The sequence below is a fragment of the Larkinella rosea genome, assembly GCF_003858635.1.
Classification (GTDB): domain Bacteria; phylum Bacteroidota; class Bacteroidia; order Cytophagales; family Spirosomataceae; genus Larkinella; species Larkinella rosea.
In genome coordinates this window covers 793,296-813,508 of record NZ_RQJO01000009.1, presented here as the reverse complement: position 1 = coordinate 813,508, position 20,213 = coordinate 793,296, and the positions used below count along the sequence as shown (strand labels likewise).

The following is a 20,213-nucleotide window of genomic DNA, read 5'->3' as shown; positions in this document are numbered from 1 at the left end:
ATTGACCGGATAAATAGGGTGTAAATACGTCTAATTAAGGGAGATTTACGACAAACGCAGTCATGGAAATACGCTCTCCAAATAAAACAGCCCGGTTTTTAGGGCCGGGCTGTTTCGCAGTGTTTTCAAAAAAATTAGGGCCGCAGCATCGTGCCGTCGTTTTTGCGAATCGTCCACCGCGATTTGGTGCCGATCGGGTATTTGGCGGCTTCTTTTTCGTTGATATCGATCCCCAAACCGGGCGACTCGCTGACCTGATAATAGCCGTTCTTAATAGTCGGGCAACCCGGAAAAACCTCCTTCACCCGATCATTAAATAGCTGCGATTCCTGAATTCCGAAATTCCAGACGGCAATATCGATGCTGTTATTGGCCGCATGTCCCACCGGGGAGGTGTCGCCCGGACCGTGCCAGGCGGTTTTGACGTTGAACCACTCACCCAGCCGCGCTACCTTCATGGCCGGGGTGATGCCACCGATCTGCGAAATATGAATCCGGATAAAGTCGAACAGTTGTTCCGCCATCGGCTCCTTGAACTCGTTGATGTTGTTGAACAGTTCGCCCATTGCAATCGGCACCGAGGTGGTTTGCCGCAACAGCTTGAACCACTTCATGTTCTCGGGCGAAAACGGATCTTCGATAAAATACGGACGGTATTCTTCCAGTCCTTTGATCATGTTGATCGCGTCGATCGGTTCCGTCAGTTCGTGCATGTCGTGCAGGAGTTCGATGTCTTCCCCGCAGCGTTTCCGCACCACATCGAACATTTTCGGCACCCGTTTCAGGTAGGTCCGCTGGTCCGAAAAGTCGTCGGTTTCCCGGCCAAAACCGGCCGTTTTAAAATCCGGTTTCAATTCCGCCATCGCGCCCACGCCCCCATAACCGCCCTGCTGAATGCGGATGTGCCGGAAACCCATTTCCATGAATTGCTGCACTTTATCGGCAATGGCTTCGGGCGTCGGGCCGCTGGCGTGGGTGTAGGTATCGACCGCAATCCGGGCTTTTCCGCCCAGTAACTGATACACCGGCATGTTCGCGCGTTTGCCCTTGATGTCCCACAACGCCTGATCCAGACCGCTCAGCGCATTGTTCAAAACCGGGCCGTTGCGCCAGTAGGAACTGACGTAAGCCGACTGCCACATGTCCTCGATGTTATCGACGTTTTTGCCGACACAAAATTCATTCAAATACGTATTGATGGCCGGAACCACCACCAGCGCCCGTTGCGTAAAGGTCGCACAACCCAGTCCGTACAAACCGGGTTCGGAGGTTTCCACTTTGACAATCACCAGGTTAGAACCACCCGGCGCGGTGGTAATCGCCCGGACGCTTTTGATCGTAACGGGTGCAGCTGCTTTGGCATACGCCGGTGTTTCATACCGTTCGGCGCGGGCCTGAGGACTGTCGAAGAGGCCAAAAATTCCGGCGGTGGAGCCCAGGCCCAGCATTTTGAGGGCTTTCCGGCGACTGTTTACTGATTGAGATTCCGGGGTTTTCATATCGGGTATGTTTAAGGGTTTTCGGTATACGGTTTTCAGTTTTCGGTGGCTGACGCATGTTTGCTGACGCGTTCCAATTTCGGGCGTCAGCAAACATGCGTCAGCCACCGAAAACCGTATACTGAAAACCGAGATTATTTCAAGCTGAAAGCGATGTAGTTTCCTCCTATTTTCTGACCCCTGCCCCCACCGGCGGCAATCACGACGTACTGTTTCCCGTCGATTTCGTAGCTGATCGGCGTCGCAAAACCGCCCGCCGGAAGCTGGTATTCCCAGACAACTTTCCCGGTTTTTTTATCAAAAGCCCGGATTCGCTCATCCTTTGTTCCGGCAATAAACACCAGTCCGCCTGCCGTAGCCAGCGGGCCGCCGTAACTGTCGGTTCCGGTGATCGGAATGCCTTTTTTCGTCAGTTCAGGATATTCGCCCAGCGGCACCCGCCAGAGGTATTCGCCGGTATTCAAGTCAATGGCATTCAGCGTTCCCCAGGGCGGTTTAATGCCGGGATACCCGTTCTGATCCGTAAACCGCTGCCAGACTTTGCTCACGTAGGCAGGCACATACGGAAAACCGTCTTTACTGGCAGGAGCAGAAGTAGTGGGTGCGCTGACGACAGTTGCCGGACCGGTTTCTTTATTCAGAATAAAATTAACAATCGCATCGCGCTCTTTATCAGACAAGTGCTGAAACGAAGGCATTCGGCCGCTACCGGTTTTCAACAGGGCTTTGATGTCATCCGCCGACCGCTTTTTACCAATGTCGATCAGACTCGGTAACTCCGGCCCGCTGCCCTTCCGATCCAGCCCGTGGCAGGACGAACAATTGGCGCTGTACAACGCATTGCCCGCCGTGACCGGATTCTGCTGCGCGTTCATCCCCGCCCGTTCCGCCATGATCAATTCCCAGGGTTCCTCGTTGACATTCTGGTACAGAATCCCGTTCGGATCGATGGAATTACCGCCCCATTCGGCGCCCCCGCTGTAGCCAAACAGCAGGGTTCCGGTCGTGTTGGGTGGAGCGAATTTGTGGTCGGTTTTGATTTTCAAAAACCGCTCCTTCACAAAGGCGTGAGCCTCCGGCGAAATGTTGGTGATGTCGGCCTCCGTATAAACCTGCCGGGAAAGCGGCAGCGGTTTGGCTGGATATTTCTGCGTTGGATACGGCGTTTCGCCGGGCAGCCCGTTCGTCGGCACTTTGCGTTCCTCGACCGGAAACAGCGACGTTCCCTTGTCTCGATCCAGCACGTAGATCATGCCGTCTTTGGTGGCCTGCACGACGGCATCGACGGTTTTTCCGTTGCGTTTCAGCGTAATCAAATTGGGCGGACAGGGATGATCGCGGTCCCACAAATCGTGGTGGATGGTCTGGTAATACCACTTCATTTTACCGGTTTCGGCATCCAGCGCCATGATGCAATTGGCAAACAGATTGGCACCCTTGCGTTCGCCCCCGTAAAAATCGGAAGCCGGCGAACCGGTGCCAAAATAGACGACGCCCCGTTTTTCATCGAGGACCATGCCACTCCAGTTGTTCACCGCACCTATCTTTTTATAGGCATCTTTCGGCCAGGTGTCGTAACCCAGCTCGCCCGGCTGCGGAATGGTATGAAACACCCACTTCAATTTGCCGGTGATTACATCGAACGCCCGGATGTGGCCGGGAGCCGCATCGCCGGACTCAGAAACGCTCGAACCCATCACCACCGTATTCCGGTAAATAATGCCGGGAGACGTCGCCGTTACCGACAGTTTGCTCACGTCGTGGTCCAGGTTGGTCTGGAGTCCTTCGTGCAAATCCGCCCGGCCATCAGTCCCGAAAGTGGTTACAATCTGCCCGGTTTCGGCATTCACGGCGTACAGACTCGAGCCAACGGTGTATAAAATGCGTTTTTCGGCGCCATTTTCCCAGTACATCACCCCCCGGTTTGAATTCCGCCGGTCGTTTTTCGACGGTTCAAATTTCCAGAGTTGCTCGCCCGTTCCGGCCCTGAGCGCAAAGAGGTTTAAGTCGGGCGTGGTGCCGTAGAGAATGCCGTGCACCACAATCGGCTGGCACTGAATCGCCCGCCCGCCCCGCCGGGGATTAGCCGGGTCCGGTTTTTCGGACGCGTCATACATCCAGGCCACCTGCAGATTTTTCACGTTTTCGGCGGTAATCTGGCTCAGGGGCGAATACCGGTTTCCGGCTTTGTTGCCGCCGTAATTCGGCCAGTCTTTGCCGGTATCGGGGGCGGTTTTTGGGTTTTCCATGCCATAAATCAGGCAACTTCCCAGCATCAGCCCCGCTACAACCCAGGTATGCGTTGTGGTGAACGGTTTTTTAATCTTCATTTTTAAGGTTTAGGAATACCGTGCAATCGGGTACCTGCATCGGTTTTAGAACATAGGTCCATTTACTACCTGAAATGACCGTCCGAAAGTACGTATTAGCGGTTTGAATTAAAACGGAAAACCGCTTCTTTGTGATCATCGGCAACAAAAGTGCGGAGATTGTCCGCCGACCGCTTTCAAAAGTAAAAGGCATACCCTCTTTTACTCCAAACGCGACCAACGATCAACCTCCGCCCTGTTGTCGGGGTGCTTCTAGTAACTTAGTGTAATTCGCTCATTCCGTTTGAGTTTCACCTTACGGTCTTTCACCCAAAATTCGCAGTTTTTCCAGGCCCGCAATTCCAGTTGAGCCGCCGTTTTGCTTACACTTCCGGTCACTTTGACACCCAACCTGGAATATAGATTACGAACAACGACTTTGCCTTTCCACGGAAAACAGGTCGCAATCTCCATTTTTCCGTACCAATCCGTCAGCACATTATTGACCAACGATTGAACGATCAACCCGTTTGTCGAATTGTAAAAGGCACCCGACCAGCTTTTACTGGTTTCAAATACCTGAATCCATTCGGGATCGATGTTATTGGAAGTGACCAGGTTATGCCAGTCTTTCAGCCATTCCTGCGGTTGGCTCAATCGCGAACCGGCCAGCAGAATTTCGCCCAGGGACCAGCCGTGGAAGTACGGTTTTGAGGCATCAGCCAGAAGTTCATACCGCCGTTGGTATGCCAGCGATGCGGCTTCGGAAGGGCTTGAATGAACCGGAAGATAGGCCAGTTCATTGAGCTGAACCGGGTGTTTCTGTTTGCCAAAATCCGCCGGGCTGTTGCTGCTGGTGTAATAAAAACCGCCTTTCGCTTTCAACGATTGAAAAGCCAATCCGTCTTTTAAGATCGTGGAATAACGGTGATCGTTATCCAAACCGTACGCAATCGCCTGTTGAAAACAATATTGGGCGCTGTAGAGCGCACACAAATAATCTTTCTGATCCACCCCGCCAAATTCATCCTGGCCCATCGACGGCTTCAGCGACAAATGCCAGAAACCGTCGGTTTCTTTCGTACAAATGCTGCCGTAAAACGCTGCTGTTTCCTTCAATAAGGGAAGAACGTACTTTTGAGTCCACTGGGTATCATTTACAAAAACCGCCGTTTCAACCGCCATTCGGGCCAGGTACCCCGAATTGTGGATTTCATAATACCAGATGTTCGGGGGAGCGGGATCGTGATAGCCGTCAAAAGAACCGTACGGAAACACCCACGGAACCATCACGCCGTCGCGGTGAAAATGCCGTTGGGTATACTGCTTCATGCCCTGAAGCCGGGCTGAAAAGTATTCGATCCACGATTTTCCGATGGCAGTCTGTCCGGTCGCGAGCAAAACCGGGAGAACGTAGGAAGCGTCCTGCGGAAAGTTAAACGGCCATCCGTTTCCCGTAAAACCCATCGGTGGCGGAATGCCTTTCTGGTCAGTGCCGTAGGAATACAGAAACTGGGCCATCGACCGGACCCACATTTTTTGGGCGGTTGCTTCCGGAAATTCAATCAACCCGGATTTCTGCCAGGTCTGGTCCCACCAGTGGATGGTTTGCCGGAGTGACTGGGCCGTTGTGGCTGCTACCGGTTTTTTTACGGAAAGCTGAATCCGGTTTTCGCCTTCTTTCAGGGTCAGTTGCAAAACGTTTCCCTCCAGCGTTACGACCGCATTCGTTTTGAGATACAGGGGCGTTGTAGTCCCCAATCCCGTCAGTTCAATTTTCCACTGGTCTTTTACCGCACTGATCTTGCTGACCTGGCTGATCCGCTGATCGTAGTGACCTTTCACATCGCTGGCCGGGTCCAGAATAACCCGGATCGGCTCCCCTTTTAACTGAATGGCAATTCCGGACAGATTCCGGTCAACGGGGTCAAACCAGGTTTTTACGGCAATCGTGCGGTTGCTGGCGCGAAACCTAGTGGTAATCGTTCCCTCATAAAAAGCCTGGTGCTGGCTAAATTCCGAAACGGTCTGAAACGCATCGGCCCAGTACAGTTGAGCGAGTGGCAGTAGATAATCACCCCCGAATTTACCGCGCCCCCGGTGTTCCAGGTGCATAAACCGGGTGTTCCCAAATTTGTGGTGCGTGCTGGCTTTGGCCGGGTGAATGTGCAATCCCAACAAACCGTAGGAGCAACCAAAAAGGCCGTTCCCCTGGTAGAGATTAATGACGGGTTCGTCGGTATAAGCGGAACGAATTACATCCGCCGATGCGATAACTTTCTGGATATGAGTGGCATTCCGCTGCTGCGCTGCGACGGGGATCGCGAACGCAATCAGCGCAATCGCTTTCAATATTTTTTTCATTGGGTACAGTAATAAGCAATCCCGGATTTGATAAACCGGAGTGGGTTAGAACGATTTTCAGTCTTTATCTGATTGTCAGAACTCTGGAAGCCCTACGACACGGGCACGAAGTTGCAGCACCGCCCGCCCTTTCGTACCGGTTTGTTCCAGCAATTGAGCCAGGGCAGTCGACGTACGAAGCGCTTCAGCCTGGATGGCCCGTAATTGCGCCCGTTTCCGGGTATTTTCCGGTGTATCTGCCTCCGACAGATTTTTTGCAATTGAGTACGCCGTAAAAAAATGCGCCAGCTCGCGCTGCACATCGGCCTGTAACCGAACGGCAAGCAACTGTTTTTCAAGCTGTTGCCGGGTCGTTAGCGGTTTTCGTTCGGCATCACCCATCGGGAGCCAGTAGGCACTGGCCGCTGGTTGTTCGGCGGGTACGGTTTTGAGTGCCTTTTCAAGATGGGCAGCCGCCGACTGAAAATGCCCGATGGCTTTCTCCAGCGCCACGCCAATGACCTGCGCAGCCGCCACATCGTCGTTCGGCGGGCTGTAATTTCGGGAACCATCGGGCTTGGGCGGTTCGATGCCGGTTAAGGTCGGCTGGTCGAACACCGATAGCTGAATTTTCTGCAATGCCGAAGCGGTCAAGGGTGCCGCCAGCGAAACCTTCGCCCAGTTGGGTCGCAACTGGTGCCAGTAATAGGTATGATCCGACTGGATTTGCTGAGCGGTTTCGATTTCCTTCCAGGCCGCCAAAACGGATTGTCCCGCTGCCTTACCATACTGATTAGTAGCCAGTTGTTCCGCCCAGGCCGTAACGCGCGACGGATCGGTCAGCTCCGGGTGAAAAAACAGGTCTCGTAGCGCGACGGCATTGACGGGCGAATATTCCGCCTGCGTACCCCATTGGTCAAAAACACCATCGGCACCCAACTCCTGCCAGCGGTTTACCTTAGCGGCAATGCCGAACGGGAAATCATACAGCTCCGTGGAGGGAAAAATGGTGTCGTCGCCCCAGAGAAAAATGTCGTAACCGAGCAGGGTTTGCCGGTTTTGCCGCACGGTTTTCGCCTGATCGCGCAATGCGTTGGTCAGCTTGCGGTCGAACGACCAGGCTTCGGCGTCGGGCAAGGTCGCCAGTCCGCTGCCGGGTGGCATAGCGGCCTGTTGGGCCAGGAAATCGACTTCTTTTCGGAAACGCCACGACCAGACAACCGAAATGGCCTGAAAATCAGACCGCATTTTTCGGGACTCTTCGAGCAACAGGCGCTGGAACTGGTTGTATTGCGTCAGCTTACTGACGTTGTGATGCCGTTTGCAGGCAGTCGGATCGCAGAGTTCGCCGTTGGAATCCAGCGTGAACGTCAGCACGAATTGCAGTTCCGGGAAATCGGTTACCAATTGCCGAACCATCTGCCGATACGCTTTTTCGACCCGTGGATGCGCCAGACACAACACTTTGCCCTGATGCGAACCTGATTCCGACAGCACTTCTTCCGGAAAAAGAGTCAGGAAAGCCGACCGTTTGTCGGCCGGAACCCACGGCCCGCCCTGACAAACGACCTCGCAAAGCCACAGGCCCGCCCCCAAACCGAACTGTTGGCACCAATTGAGGTACAACCGAAGCCGCTCCCGGTTTTTTCGAAGTTCGTCAGCAGGTGTCACATTCGGAAATTCGGGACATTCCACAAAGCTGAACAACGTTTTTTCCTTCATCCAATCATGCTGAAGCAACACCCGATTGCCCCCCGTCCGGGCGATAAACTCAAAATCGGTCGGTTTGTAACTTTCAAAATCGCCCCGGGCGCGGGGGTGCAGAATCCGCAAATCCAAAACCGGCCTGGCCGATTCGTGAAAGTCGGCCGGAATACCGCCGTCCCGGTTCAGAATATCTTCCAGGTGATACGTCGCATACAGAGCCGCCCGTGGGTTACTCCCCACCACGGCGACGGCGCCATCGACCACCGCGATTTCGTACTGATCGACTGTCGCCGATTCCGCGACGGGTTTGATCCGGCCGCTCCGAATCCAGTTGGCCAACAAGGGATGCGTTGCGGGTGTACCGATCAACACACTGCCCGACGCCGGGGTTTGCTCCTGTGCTGACGCCCATTGAATAAAAATCGGCAGCTTGCCCGAACGTTCCAGAAACCGCTTCAACTCCTCCGACGCGGTTTTTAAGGGAAGCTCCGAATCACTGCCCGAAATGATTTTCCAGTGATTGAGCGGCAAAACGGAACGGTGTCGTTGTGCGGTCGGCGCACAGGAAACCAGCCAAAGGGTCAGGAATATCGTCAGTTTTTTCATCGTTTCTGTACAGTTCCAGTCGCATCCGGCCGTGCTTTACCAGCCGCTGACGATGTTCGAGTTACCGTCAGCGGCAAACTAAATTTTAGGCCTGTTGCGAATCAATACCCCGGATTTTGCGCGACTTTCAACCCGAAATTCGCATCAATGAATTTCTGCGGAATCGGATACCGAACATTCCGATCCTGAACGCTGGTCATGGTGGCGCTGAAGCCGTTGTATTTCCGGATTCGTTCGGCAGTTTTTCCCATCCGGTTCAGCGTCAACCGGCGGGGTTCCTCAATAATCAGTTCCCGCAACCGCTCGTCCAAAATGTAATCCAGATCGACCTGAGCGGCCAAAACCGGTTTGGCATTCGCCCGTTTCCGAAGCACATTGATGTCGTCGGCAGCTTTTTGTTTGTCGCCTTTCAGCAAATAGGCTTCCGCGCGCAGCAAATAGGTTTCGGCCAGCCGCATCATCGGCCAGTCGCTGAACGTCCGGCCGTTGGCGGCACCGGCCAGCGATAGCCCTTCAATTTTTCGGAACGCCGGATAAACGTGGTAAAGCGTGTCCAGATTGACGTGGTATTTTACCTCCTGCAGGTAGTATTTGGAAGCCGGATTGTTGTAATACCACTTCCGCCGAATGTTATAGCCCGAGTTGCGCATATCCGCCGGATCATCCTTCCAGATCGTATACAAGGTGTAATTATTGGGGCGCATCCAGCTCACGCCCCGCCCCAGGCTGTCGGCAATCACCATGCCCGACGCGTTGTCCGGATCGCGGGCGTCGAAATACCGGGCGCCCCAGCACCGCAGCCAGGGCTTCCCGATTCCGGCCACACTGACCCCGCCGGGCGTCTGAAACTCATACTGAATGGCCCACAGGGTTTCCAGATTTCCGCCCGACCGGTTGATGTTTCCGTCTTTAAACAGATCGGAATACACATCGCCCGGCTGCGCTTTTGTCGTTCCAAACCGGCTGGTCATTAGCTGATTACGTCCTGAACTGATCACCGCCGTAGCGGTTTCGATGGCTTTGTCGTAATTTCCCAAACTGATGTAGACTTCCGTCAGCAGGTGATCAGCGGCATTTTTGACGATGCGCCCCCCCTGCGGTTCGTTCAGCGGCAGCCACTGCGATGCAAACTCCAGATCCGCTTTCGCAAATTCCAGCACGTCTTTGCGGGCATCCCGCTTGTAGTCAACCTTCGGCTCGGTAGCCACTTTATCGATAATGGGCACATCGCCGTACAGATTGGTCAGCAGGTTGAGCGTGTAAGCCCGAAAAAAACGGGCTTCGGCCAATACCGCATTCTTCTCGGCATCGTCTTTCCAGACGGCGGTGGGCCGCTGGGCGTAGTCGATAATCTGGTTCGCGCGGGGCAACATGGTCAGGTATCCCCATTCCCAAAACCAGTTGACCGCCGTATATGTGGGCGTTAACTGGGTGTTGTAATCCCGCAACAGCACATCCCGGACGCCAATGGAACCAATATCGGTGGCCAGGTAGAGCGACCAGTAGGTGTTGGAATCATCGATACCCATCAGCTCGCGGGCCCCCTGATGGAGGGCGGTTATGGCGCTTTGAAAACCGGCATTATTAACCAGCGTAATATCCGGTGACAGGAAGGAAAGCGGTTTTTCGTCCAGTACCGAATCCTTGCAGGCCTGAGAAACCAGCAGCACAAGTAAGGTAGTAAAGGTGCCAATCAGCACATTGAATCTATTTTTCATGGTGAATATCGTTAGGAATGGAACCTTAAAAACTCATGTTCACGCCCACCGAAACCGTGCGCGGTGTTGGAAAGGAATTGCTCTGGTTGCCACTTTCCGGGTCCATCCCCTGCCAGGGCGTGAACGTGTAAAGATTCCGGCCGCTGACGTACGCTCTCAGGTTGCTCATTTTCAACCGGTTGACCAAGTTACGGGGAAATTCGTACGCCAGTGCTACTTCCTGAACGCGGACAAAATCGCGGCTCTGGTAATAACCGTGGTTGTAGGGGTTGGTATAGACCAGCGATGTCTGCGTGTTGGACCGGTTTTCCGGAGTCCACCAGCCGACATCCTGAAAGTTGGCCGCCCGGCCCGGAAAATTACCCGACCCGATGGAACCCGCATCGGATACCAGCGCAAGTTTGGGATTAGGCGCAATCCAGCCCTGTAACGCATTGAGCATCAGCATCAAACTGAAGGGGCCATATTTGGCGGTGTTCGTAAAACTCCAGCGGTATTTGGGTTGCAACGAACCCAGCACCTGGCGGTCGCTGGCGTCGATTTTTCCGTCGTTATTGACGTCCTGCAAGCGGTAAAAACCGGCTTTCTGGTTCGACGGAATCTGATCATCCTGCTGATAAACCCCGTCGATGCGGTAATCGTAAACAATCGAAATGGGCTGACCGACAAACCATTTGTTGCCGATGTCGTTGTCCTCCACGCCGTCGCCGTCCACGTCGCTCCGGTAAATATGGACGATGCGGTTTTTATTGGTCGAAAACGTCAGGTTGCTGCTCCATTCGAAAGCGCCCCGCTGCATATTCAGCGTATTCAGCGTGATTTCAACACCTTTGTTGTTAGTGGCCCCGACATTGGTCAGGATGTTGGCAAAACCCGTTGGCGAAGGCAGTTGGCGACTCAGCAGCAGGTCTTTGGTGTCCATGTTGTAGTACTCAACCGTACCACCCACCCGGCCTTTCCAGATTTCGAAATCGACGCCAAAGTTGGCCGTGGTCGTGGTTTCCCAGCTCAGGTTCGGGTTGGCCAGGTTGGCCGGAAAAATCCCCGTCGAGGTCGTTCCTCCGTCGCCGAATACGTACTGAACCTGTCCCTGCCGGGTCAGCGACTGGTAGGCCGAAATCGCCTGATTTCCCACCGATCCGTACGAAGCCCTAACTTTCAGCAGATTAATCCACGGAACTGATTTCAGAAAGGGTTCATCCGAAGCGATCCAGGCGAGGGCAGCGGACGGAAAAATTCCGAATTTGTTGTTGGCTCCGAACACCGAGTTCCCATCGCGCCGGGTGGTCAGCGTGAGCAGATACCGGTCTTTGAACCGGTAATTCAGCCGGGCCATCGTGGAAATGGCGTCGATATTGGAGGCCGAGGTGCTGGCAGTTTGTATTTTGGCCAGCAACAGGTTGTTCCAGCCATTGACGTCACTTGCCCCGGTAAAGTCGGTTCCGGTGGCCGTTACCGATTCGGAATACGCCTGGTTCCGCCCGTACAACAGCGTGACATCGAAATTATGATCCGCGCCGATCTGGCGGGTGTAGGTCAGAATATTTTCCAGCACCCAGTTTTTATTCAAATCAGTACGACGGCTGGCACTTCCGGTGCTGTTGATTTTATTGCGCTGATAAATCGGGCTGAAATTATCCAGGTTATACCAGCGGTAATTCGGCGAATAGTTGATCCGATACGTCAGCCCTTTGACGAATGGGATGTCGACAATGGCGTAAAAATTGGCAAAAAGGTTACGTTGAAGTTCCCGGTTTTTCTTGATGATTGCGTCGTAGTTAATACTGCCAATCAATCCGTCTTCGTTGGGAAACGGGTTCGGATCGGTTTTGGCTTCGTCCAGCCAAACCGCATTAAACGGAGACGTTCCGAACGCGTTTCCGACGTTGGATTCGATGCCGGACAGATCCCGTTCGGCGTATTGCGCATTGACGCCCACTTTCAGCCACTTCGTAATCTGGTTGTCGAGGTTGATCCGAACGCTGCTCCGACCGGCCATATCGTTGTAAATCAAGCCCTTTTCTTTGTTGAAATTTCCGGAGATAAAGTAATTGGTCTGTCCCGAGCGTCCCGAAATGCTCAGATCATAATTCTGAATCCCGGCCGATTGCGAGACGACCTCCCAGGGATCGATCACGTTGCCGGCCGCATAATTTTTGGCTTCCGTCGCCGTCAGATACCCGCTGATTTTGGCGGGATCGGCGTCCAGACCGCTTTGTCTCCGCCACTCGAGTGTTTTTTCAATGTAGCGTTCGGGCGATAGTAATTTGGGTTTGTAGCTCCAGGACGAACTGCCGTAATACGAACTGATCCGGATAGTGGGTTTCTCGGACGTTCCGCGTTTCGACGAAATCAGAATAACGCCGTTGGCAGCCCGGGCACCGTAAATGGCTGTAGCCGAGGCATCTTTCAGCACTTCCATCGACTCCACATCGCCGGGATTGATGTCGTTCAGGCTGCCATCGAAGAAAATACCGTCCAGAATGATCAGCGGATTATTGCCCGCCGAAATCGACCGCTGGCCCCGAATCAGAATCGTTCCGCCCTGACCCGGCCGCCCGTTGTCCGTAAACTGTACCCCGGCCACCCGCCCGCGCAGCGCCTGGGCAACGTTGGTATTTGGCAGGTTTTCGGTTTGCTTCATGTCCACTTTGGTCACCGAACCGGTTACATTCCGGCGCGACTGCGTTCCGTAGCCCACCACCACAACTTCGCTCAGGATTTTATCGTCCGCTACCAGTTGAATGTCCAGGTTGTTTCGGTTACCAATGGGCACTTCCTGCGTGGCATACCCGACGAACGAAAACACCAGCACCGCCGGTTTTTCGACATTGATTCGAAATTTACCGTCGGCATCGGTCGTCGTTCCCTGAGTTGTATTTTTAACCACGATGCTCACGCCCGGCAAGCCCTGACCGGCTTCGTCGGTGACAGTACCGGTCACGATCATGACTGTATTCCGGGGAATCTGGATCTTGTCGGCCAGCAAATCCAGCCGCTTCCGGGCCAGTTCGCCACCTGATTCCAGATTGAGTCGGGGTCTCGATTCGATGCTGGTCGACGGGTCGGTCGCCGACGTTTTAGCTGCCCCGGTTTCCGCTTTCTTTTTAATCACAATCGTTTTATTGATGATCGAATACGTCAGCGGCTGGTTTTTGAAAACCTCGCTCAGAACCATTTCCAGCTGCGCATTTTTCAAATACAGCGATACCTTGTTGCTTTTCTGCAGCAGCTCGGTTTGCAGCCAGAACGAATACCCGCTTTGCTGTTCGATTTTGTCCAGCACCTTTTCGAGTGGCGTGTTCCGCTCGTAGAGCGAAATACGTTGTTGACCGTATCCGGTGGCATGGATATGGACCGTAGCGGCCAGCAAAAGGAGGGTCATAAAATTGATTCGCATCATCCATTTTCGTTTCGTACCCGGACTTATGCCGGTTAACAACGTCCGGATCACGTCACTAAACCGGCACCACGGCACTGACAACCAGTGCCGTAGGGAAAAGGTAGAATATTCCATACTTTTGTAGGGATTTGGGAGTTTGTAAAGGTTTCGATGTCCATTGAAAAGTTACATTCCTGTCTGTTCACAGGCAGGTTATCCCGAATTTCCGGCCGGAGGTGCTCGCAACACCGTCCGGCTTTTTTATCGGGAAACCTGTTGCTATTCCCGGCCTGGCCGCCAACAGCTCGGTTCGCTTAGGATTTTACGGTTATTTTTCGTCCATCTATTTTAAAGTTCACACCACTTGTTTGCAGAATCTGGAAAAGCTGGGACAGCGGAACGTCCCGCGAAATCCGGCCCCGGTATTTTGTTTCCGGTACTTTGCCCTGAAACTCCACTTCGACATCGTACCAGCGGGAAATCTGCCGCATAATCGTCTGGATGTCGGTATCCTTGAACTGAAACTGCCCATTTTTCCAGGCAACGGCTTCTTCTACATTCGCCCGGGAAATGACTTGCAGCTTCGGTTTATTACCCGTCGCCAGTTGGGCCTGCTCGCCCGGTTTCAGAATCAGCGACAGTGATCCGGTTTCCGGCTGTTTTCCCGTTAAGACGCGGACGCTCCCCTCCAGCAGCGTGGTTTTTACGGTTTTTTCGTCCGAATAACTATTGATGTTGAAGTGGGTGCCCAATACTTCGACAACCTGCCCCGCCGAACGAACCCGGAACGGGATCGTTCCGTTTTTCCCATTTCGTCCGCGCAGGCTAATCTTTGCAATTTCAAAATAGGCTTCGCCCATCAACTCGACTTTCCGTTCGTTTTCCGCAAACCGTGTCGGGTATTTCAGGGAGGATGCCGCATTCAGCCAGACCTTGCTCCCATCCGGCAGAATGACCCGGTATTTTCCTCCGCGTGGGGTACGGATGGTATTAAAACCCGGGTTGGAGTCGGTGCTTTCAACGGACGAAACCGGTGATTTCGAGGCATTATACACCAGTTGACCATCGGCGGTTTTGGTAATGATGGCGTCGGCCTGTCGGGCAATTTCGCCACTCCCCGCGTCGTCCAGATTGATCTGGGAAGCATCCGCCAGCGTCAAAACCGCTTTGCTGGTTCCCGGCACAAAATCGGCAGGCTGCTGAACAATGCGATTTTCTACTGTCGATTTCTGGAAAAACCGGTACGTGAATAAACCCGAAACCAGCAGGATTACAGCCGCAGACGCGTACCAAATCCAACGCCTACCCCTATACGCAGTTTGCGACGCTGAACGGATGTTTGTCTCGGCGACAATCCGATCCCAGGCTTCGCTTTTACCGGACGAAGCAAACCGTTTCAGTTCGAGGTCGAGAATTTCTTCGCCCGTTAATTTTTCAAATAAAGCCCGGTTGTGCTCGCTTTGGGCAACCCACCGATCGAGTTCTTCCTTTTCCTGATCGCTCAGTTCTCCCTTCAGATGTTTTACGATCCATTCACTTTGCCTGAAATACTCCCTAAAATCTTCCATGCTGCCGATTTACACCATAGAGACACCTGAAGTTGGAAATAGGATAAAGGAGCTATAAAATTTAATTGAAAAAAGTCCGAATCGATCCGGGCGGTTTTTGGAAAACCGGGGCAGGAGACGTGAAAAACCGGTTTTTATTTGCTTCAGACCAAAGGCTACTGACATAGGGCTGTCACCCGGCTCCGGTAAATTTGTACTGTAAACAAACTCCTACGACAATGTCACAAATCGAAATGCTTTTGAAGGAAATGGATCAGGAAGCCAAGACCACCCGGAACATGCTGGGCCGCGTTCCCGACGACAAGTACGATTGGAAACCGCACGAAAAAAGCATGGACATCCGCACCTTATCCACGCACATTGCCGAACTGCCTTCGTGGGTAACCCTGGCGTTAACCACCAATGGACTGGATTTTGCCACCTCTCCTTACCAACCGGTTTCGATCAACGAAACTTCCCAATTGGTGGAGTATTTTGACCGGACGCTGGCCGATGGAAAAGCGCATTTATCGGAAGCCAATGAGGGTGAATTGGCGGGTCGGTGGGTGCTGCGTAACGGCGACGACATTTACAGCGATACCACGAAGGGCGAAATGATCCGGATGACTTACAGCCAGATTGTCCACCACCGGGCGCAACTGGGCGTTTTCCTTCGCCTGCTGAATATCCCGATTCCGGGAAGCTACGGCCCGAGCGCCGACGAACCGAATTTTTAAAAGAGATGAAAGAGATGAGACAAGAGAAGAAAGACATCTACCGCTGGCAGCGAAACCTGATCGGTTTGGTTTCTTTTTTTCCTTGTCTCTGCTCTTTTGTCGCGCTTCTCTTGTCTCCTCAATACCCTTTCAGGCTCAGTTCTTCGGTTTCGATCATTTCAACCCGCTTGCCCATTTTTTTCTGGATGATTTTAAAATGGTGTTCGTCGTCGGGACAGATCAGCGAAATGGCTTCGCCTTCGGCTTCGGCCCGGCCCGTCCGGCCAATCCGGTGAATGTAATCTTTCGGCGAACGCGGCAGTTCAAAGTTGACGACATACGGCAATAATTGAATATCGATTCCTCTGGAAATCAGATCTGTAGCCACCATTACCGCCAACTGTCCGGTTTTGAATTTGCGCAGGGTTTCCGTCCGGGCGCCCTGGCTTTTGTCGCCGTGAATGGCCTCGGCCGGAATGCCGTTTTTCCGCAGCTTCACCACGAGATTGTCGGCCGTTCGGGTTGAGGAAACAAACACCAGCACCTGCGTCATTTTCCGCTCTTTGATCAAATACCGCAACAAAGGCCCCTTGCGTTCGGGATCGATGCGGTAGGCGACCTGTTTGATCAGGGCCAGATTTTGGGGTTCTTCCGCGATTTCAATTTTGATTGGATTTCGCAGCAGGTTCTCCCGAATGCCCTGAATGGAATCGCCCAAGGTGGCCGAAAACAGAATGCTTTGGCGGTTTTTGGGCAACATTTCAAAAATTTCGTTCATTTCTTCGGCAAACCCGAGTTCCAGCATTTTGTCGGCTTCGTCGAGCACCAGCACTTCGACGTCCCACAGGTGTAAGGCGTTGGACGACACCAGATCCAGCAAGCGTCCGGGAGTAGCCACCACCACTTCGGCCCCCTGCAACGCCATCATTTGCGGGTTGATCGACACCCCGCCGTAGACCGCCAGCGTTTTCACGCGCCGGGGCAGATTGGCCCCCAGCGTCTGAAAAACGTCGGCCACCTGAACAGCCAGTTCGCGCGTCGGCACCAGCACAAGGACTTTGGCATTGCGGTCATTGGTGGTCTTTTTACGCTGAAACCGCTCCAGAATCGGCAAGACAAAACCGGCGGTTTTTCCCGATCCGGTTTTGGCAATTCCCAGCACATCATGTCCCTTCAGAATCGCCGGGATAGCCTCTTCCTGAATGGGATACGGATTTGTATAACTCTGTTCCTCAACGGCTTTGAGGAGTGGTGCAGATAATCCAAGCGATGAAAAAGACATAATATTTCCCGTTTACGAGCGGCAAAGATACCACTAAATACCGGGGTGAAAGATTACTTACACCAAACCTGTATATTTACATTAAAAAAACGGTCAGCCGAATGAAGAAGAAAATGGCATCGAAAGTGTCGGAGATAAAAAAAGCCGAAATAAAAATTACGCCATTTGTTAAAAGCATGAGATCCAATATTTCAATACCCCTTAATTTGGATCTTAAAGAAGAGTATAACCGGTATTTGATTGAGAAATATCAATAATGCTGCTTAATTCACAAGAACTAAAATACCTTCAACTAGACCATCTCATCTCCGTGGGCTGTGCAGACACAGCCCACGGAAAAGGGGTATGAAAATTATTACAATTGACTGATTATCAGTTATTCTTCCGCGTTTTCCGGATCGGTTTGCCGTATTTTTTCATCATTTCCTCCGCGTGATTCCGACGCACATTCACCTTTTTATTCTTCTCAATTTTTTCGTGAAAGGCCCCGCCGAACGTATCGCTCAGGTGGATTTTGACGCCCGGATTTTTCATCTTCACCGTCGGTTTTTCATCTTCGGTCAACACGTCTGAAATAGTCAGATCATCGGGCAGCGGCAGCATCGGAATCGCGTAGTTCATCACCTGCTCAATGGCGGTTTGCTCTTCGCTTTCCCGCTCCGTGATGAAGGCAATGGCAATTCCGTTCCGGTCGGCGCGGCCCGTTCGGCCAATCCGGTGAATGTACATTTCGGGAACTTCCGGCAAATCAAAATTAATGACGTGCGACACTTCGGCCACATCCAGCCCCCGGGCGATGATGTCGGTCGCAATCAGCACGCGGAAATTGCCGTCCTGGAACTGCCGAACCGAATTGAACCGGTAGTTTTGCTCCTTGTTGGAATGAATCACGCCCACCTGATCCGGAAACTTCGCTTCCATTTGTTCGTAAAGCTGATTCGCCAGATTTTTAGTCGCGACAAAAACCAGCACTTTGGTCATATCGGCATCCTGCCGCAGCAGGTGTTCGAGCAGATTGATTTTGGTGTAAAAATTCGGAACCGCATAGGCCGTCTGGCGAATGTTCTCGAGGGGCGTTCCCGCCGGAGCAGCCTCTACCCGGACCGGATTATTGAAATGCGTTTCGATCAGCCCTTCCACCTCTTCGGTCATGGTGGCCGAAAACAGCAGGTTTTGCCGTTTGGCCGGGAGCAGATCCAGAATGGTTTCCAGCTGCGTCCGAAAACCGAGGTTCAGCATTTCGTCCACCTCATCGATCACCAGCCGCTTAATGGATTTGGTTTTGAGTAACCCTTTGATCGACAGATCGATCAGCCGGCCGGGCGTCGAAACCAGCACGTCCGTTCCCTGTTCGACTTCCGCAATTTGCGGTTTGATGTTCACCCCGCCGTAAATGCCGACAACGGTCAGATTCATGGAGGTTGTCAATTGCTGAACCGCTTCCACGACCTGCACCACCAACTCCCGCGTTGGCACGATGATGAGCAACTGCGGCAACCGGTCTTTCGAAAACTGGAACTGACGGAGACACGGCAGCAGGTAGGCAAATGTTTTGCCGGTTCCGGTCTGGGCAATTCCGCAAACGTCTTTTCCCGACATCACCACCGAAAAAACCTTCTGCTGAATAGGCGTAGGCGTTGTGTAGCCCAGATCCGTCAGGGCATTTAACAGCGGTTTTGTTAGATTTAAATCTTCAAAAGTCATATCCTTGTTGTCTGCAAAACAATACAGACCATTAAACACTTTATGATGAACGTCTGAATCCAACGTTCGTGAACGCAATGAAAGCCCAAAATTACGAAAACCACGTCCGATATTACCCTCCGCACCACTTTGTATTTTATCCTGTCGCCCTTATTCTCTTGGGAATCAGTATTTATTACACCATCAAATCCGACGAACAGACGCTCATCTGGCTTTTTATCAGTGTCGTTATTTTCCTGATCATCTGGGTTTCCTTCATGCTGCGGCAGCATTATGCCCTGATGAATCAGGACCGGATCGTTCGGATGGAGATGCGGTTTCGGTATTATGTATTGACGGGGCAACGATTGGAAACCATCGAAAACCAACTTTCGTTCGGTCAGATTCTGGCCCTGCGGTTTGCATCCGACGAGGAATTACCGGTTTTGACGCAACGTGCGCTATCCGAAAACCTGAGCCCGAAAGCCATTAAAAAGTCTATCGTCAACTGGTTGCCGGATGATCGGCGGGTGTAGCGTACCCTCGGACTTTAGTCCGTATTTTTGTGGTTATATCCAACAAAATCCTAAAAAAACACGGACTAAAGTCCGTGGGTACGTAATCACCGCGATGTCTCCTTTTTCAACGCGTACGCCAGAGCGTGATAATCGTTCACTTTTTTGGTGATCAGGCCCTTTTTATTGATCACAAAATGGGTTGGATAGGCATTGAGTTGTAGTTGATCCGTCAAGAATGATTCCTGATCCGGGACGGTGGCATAATCGAACTGCTTTTTCATTAAAAACGCAGCGACTTTATCGCTCGGGTCCATGCATAAACTCACAAAAAGAAGATCGTCGCGGCTTTCGTATTGCCGTTTCAATTCATTCAGGGCCGGCATTTCCTGAATGCAGGGCAGACAGGCCAGAAACCAGCATTTAACCACCAGAATTTTCCCTTTGGTCGTTTCTTTCGTGTATCGCTTGCCTTCCATGTCCACCCATTGGTAGTCGGGCATGGCGGTTCCTTCTTTCTGAAAATGCTCCAGTTCTTCGAGTCCCCAGTATTTAACGGTGGTTCGAATGTCCTGATTCGTCGTCTTCTTGATCGGCTGCAACCGGTAATATGCCATTGAATCGATCGAAGAAAGCCGCAACGGAAAGTACTCTCCGGTGGCTATTTTTTTCAGAAAATCCTTCTTCGGAATGACGTTTGATTCCGGGTCCAAGGCCTGGTAATCTTCGTAAAGCCGGACATTTCTGGCTTTGTAATTCCAGAAACTCTCCATGTCTTTCAGAATGGTCGCCGGAGCCTGAACCGGATTTCCGTAGGGCCGTTTTTGGAAACAGGAATAAAAAACCACTGTCAGCACTAAAAAACCAAGCACATTCCTCACAATCATGGCAAATTTGGGTTTAAGA

At 52.5% G+C, this 20,213-nt stretch carries 12 protein-coding genes; 2 read left to right on the top strand and 10 right to left on the bottom strand.

Features of this window, described 5'->3' with window-relative positions:
* Positions 1 to 134: 134 nt before the first annotated feature.
* The 7 genes from EHT25_RS19175 to EHT25_RS19145 all read right to left on the bottom strand — a co-directional run bounded on the left by EHT25_RS19175 (position 135) and on the right by EHT25_RS19145 (position 15,132).
* Positions 135 to 1,499, bottom strand: a complete 1,365-nt coding sequence (locus EHT25_RS19175; RefSeq protein WP_124876734.1) for an enolase C-terminal domain-like protein — start codon at positions 1,497 to 1,499, stop codon at positions 135 to 137.
* 134 nt (positions 1,500 to 1,633) lie between these two features.
* On the bottom strand, positions 1,634 to 3,829 hold the full coding sequence (locus EHT25_RS19170) for an outer membrane protein assembly factor BamB family protein (protein ID WP_124876733.1): 2,196 nt from the start codon (positions 3,827 to 3,829) through the stop codon (positions 1,634 to 1,636).
* A gap of 252 nt (positions 3,830 to 4,081) precedes the next feature.
* Positions 4,082 to 6,172, bottom strand: coding sequence for a hypothetical protein (locus EHT25_RS19165; protein ID WP_124876732.1), 2,091 nt, complete (start codon positions 6,170 to 6,172; stop codon positions 4,082 to 4,084).
* Positions 6,173 to 6,247: 75 nt separating this feature from the next.
* Positions 6,248 to 8,464, bottom strand: coding sequence for a beta-N-acetylhexosaminidase family protein (locus EHT25_RS19160; protein WP_124876731.1), 2,217 nt, complete (start codon positions 8,462 to 8,464; stop codon positions 6,248 to 6,250).
* 101 nt (positions 8,465 to 8,565) lie between these two features.
* Positions 8,566 to 10,182 (bottom strand): RagB/SusD family nutrient uptake outer membrane protein, encoded by a 1,617-nt coding sequence (locus tag EHT25_RS19155; RefSeq protein ID WP_124876730.1) that lies wholly within the window; start codon positions 10,180 to 10,182, stop codon positions 8,566 to 8,568.
* 25 nt (positions 10,183 to 10,207) lie between these two features.
* Positions 10,208 to 13,699, bottom strand: a complete 3,492-nt coding sequence (locus EHT25_RS19150; RefSeq protein WP_229311646.1) for a TonB-dependent receptor — start codon at positions 13,697 to 13,699, stop codon at positions 10,208 to 10,210.
* A gap of 179 nt (positions 13,700 to 13,878) precedes the next feature.
* Entirely contained in the window at positions 13,879 to 15,132 is a 1,254-nt protein-coding gene (locus tag EHT25_RS19145) for a FecR family protein (protein ID WP_124876729.1), read from the bottom strand.
* 218 nt (positions 15,133 to 15,350) lie between these two features.
* On the opposite strand from EHT25_RS19145, the gene EHT25_RS19140 reads away from it, so the two are divergent.
* Complete coding sequence (locus EHT25_RS19140; protein ID WP_124876728.1) at positions 15,351 to 15,848, top strand: DinB family protein; 498 nt, start codon at positions 15,351 to 15,353, stop codon at positions 15,846 to 15,848.
* Positions 15,849 to 15,966: 118 nt separating this feature from the next.
* Here the strand turns inward: EHT25_RS19140 and EHT25_RS19135 are convergent, their stop codons facing one another.
* Together EHT25_RS19135 and EHT25_RS19130 are read right to left on the bottom strand one after the other, a co-directional pair.
* Entirely contained in the window at positions 15,967 to 17,109 is a 1,143-nt protein-coding gene (locus EHT25_RS19135) for a DEAD/DEAH box helicase (protein ID WP_124876727.1), read from the bottom strand.
* A 372-nt stretch (positions 17,110 to 17,481) separates the two neighbouring features.
* A complete protein-coding gene (locus tag EHT25_RS19130) occupies positions 17,482 to 18,813 on the bottom strand; it encodes a DEAD/DEAH box helicase (RefSeq protein WP_124876726.1) in 1,332 nt (443 codons plus the stop codon).
* A gap of 77 nt (positions 18,814 to 18,890) precedes the next feature.
* Here EHT25_RS19130 and EHT25_RS19125 point away from each other — a divergent pair, with 77 nt between their 5' ends.
* On the top strand, positions 18,891 to 19,328 hold the full coding sequence (locus EHT25_RS19125; RefSeq protein WP_124876725.1) for a DUF6526 family protein: 438 nt from the start codon (positions 18,891 to 18,893) through the stop codon (positions 19,326 to 19,328).
* 86 nt (positions 19,329 to 19,414) lie between these two features.
* Here EHT25_RS19125 and EHT25_RS19120 read toward each other — a convergent pair whose 3' ends face one another.
* On the bottom strand, positions 19,415 to 20,194 hold the full coding sequence (locus EHT25_RS19120; protein ID WP_124876724.1) for a TlpA family protein disulfide reductase: 780 nt from the start codon (positions 20,192 to 20,194) through the stop codon (positions 19,415 to 19,417).
* Positions 20,195 to 20,213 lie beyond the last annotated feature (19 nt).

Excerpts from the sequence above, each read along its gene's own strand:
- EHT25_RS19175 (WP_124876734.1), bottom strand. The coding sequence starts at position 1,499 with ATGAAAACCCCGGAATCTCAATCAGTAAACAGTCGCCGGAAAGCCCTC.
- EHT25_RS19170 (WP_124876733.1), bottom strand. The coding sequence starts at position 3,829 with ATGAAGATTAAAAAACCGTTCACCACAACGCATACCTGGGTTGTAGCG.
- EHT25_RS19165 (WP_124876732.1), bottom strand. The coding sequence starts at position 6,172 with ATGAAAAAAATATTGAAAGCGATTGCGCTGATTGCGTTCGCGATCCCC.
- EHT25_RS19160 (WP_124876731.1), bottom strand. The coding sequence starts at position 8,464 with ATGAAAAAACTGACGATATTCCTGACCCTTTGGCTGGTTTCCTGTGCG.
- EHT25_RS19155 (WP_124876730.1), bottom strand. The coding sequence starts at position 10,182 with ATGAAAAATAGATTCAATGTGCTGATTGGCACCTTTACTACCTTACTT.
- EHT25_RS19150 (WP_229311646.1), bottom strand. The coding sequence starts at position 13,699 with ATGGAATATTCTACCTTTTCCCTACGGCACTGGTTGTCAGTGCCGTGG.
- EHT25_RS19145 (WP_124876729.1), bottom strand. The coding sequence starts at position 15,132 with ATGGAAGATTTTAGGGAGTATTTCAGGCAAAGTGAATGGATCGTAAAA.
- EHT25_RS19140 (WP_124876728.1), top strand. The coding sequence starts at position 15,351 with ATGTCACAAATCGAAATGCTTTTGAAGGAAATGGATCAGGAAGCCAAG.
- EHT25_RS19135 (WP_124876727.1), bottom strand. The coding sequence starts at position 17,109 with ATGTCTTTTTCATCGCTTGGATTATCTGCACCACTCCTCAAAGCCGTT.
- EHT25_RS19130 (WP_124876726.1), bottom strand. The coding sequence starts at position 18,813 with ATGACTTTTGAAGATTTAAATCTAACAAAACCGCTGTTAAATGCCCTG.
- EHT25_RS19125 (WP_124876725.1), top strand. The coding sequence starts at position 18,891 with ATGAAAGCCCAAAATTACGAAAACCACGTCCGATATTACCCTCCGCAC.
- EHT25_RS19120 (WP_124876724.1), bottom strand. The coding sequence starts at position 20,194 with ATGATTGTGAGGAATGTGCTTGGTTTTTTAGTGCTGACAGTGGTTTTT.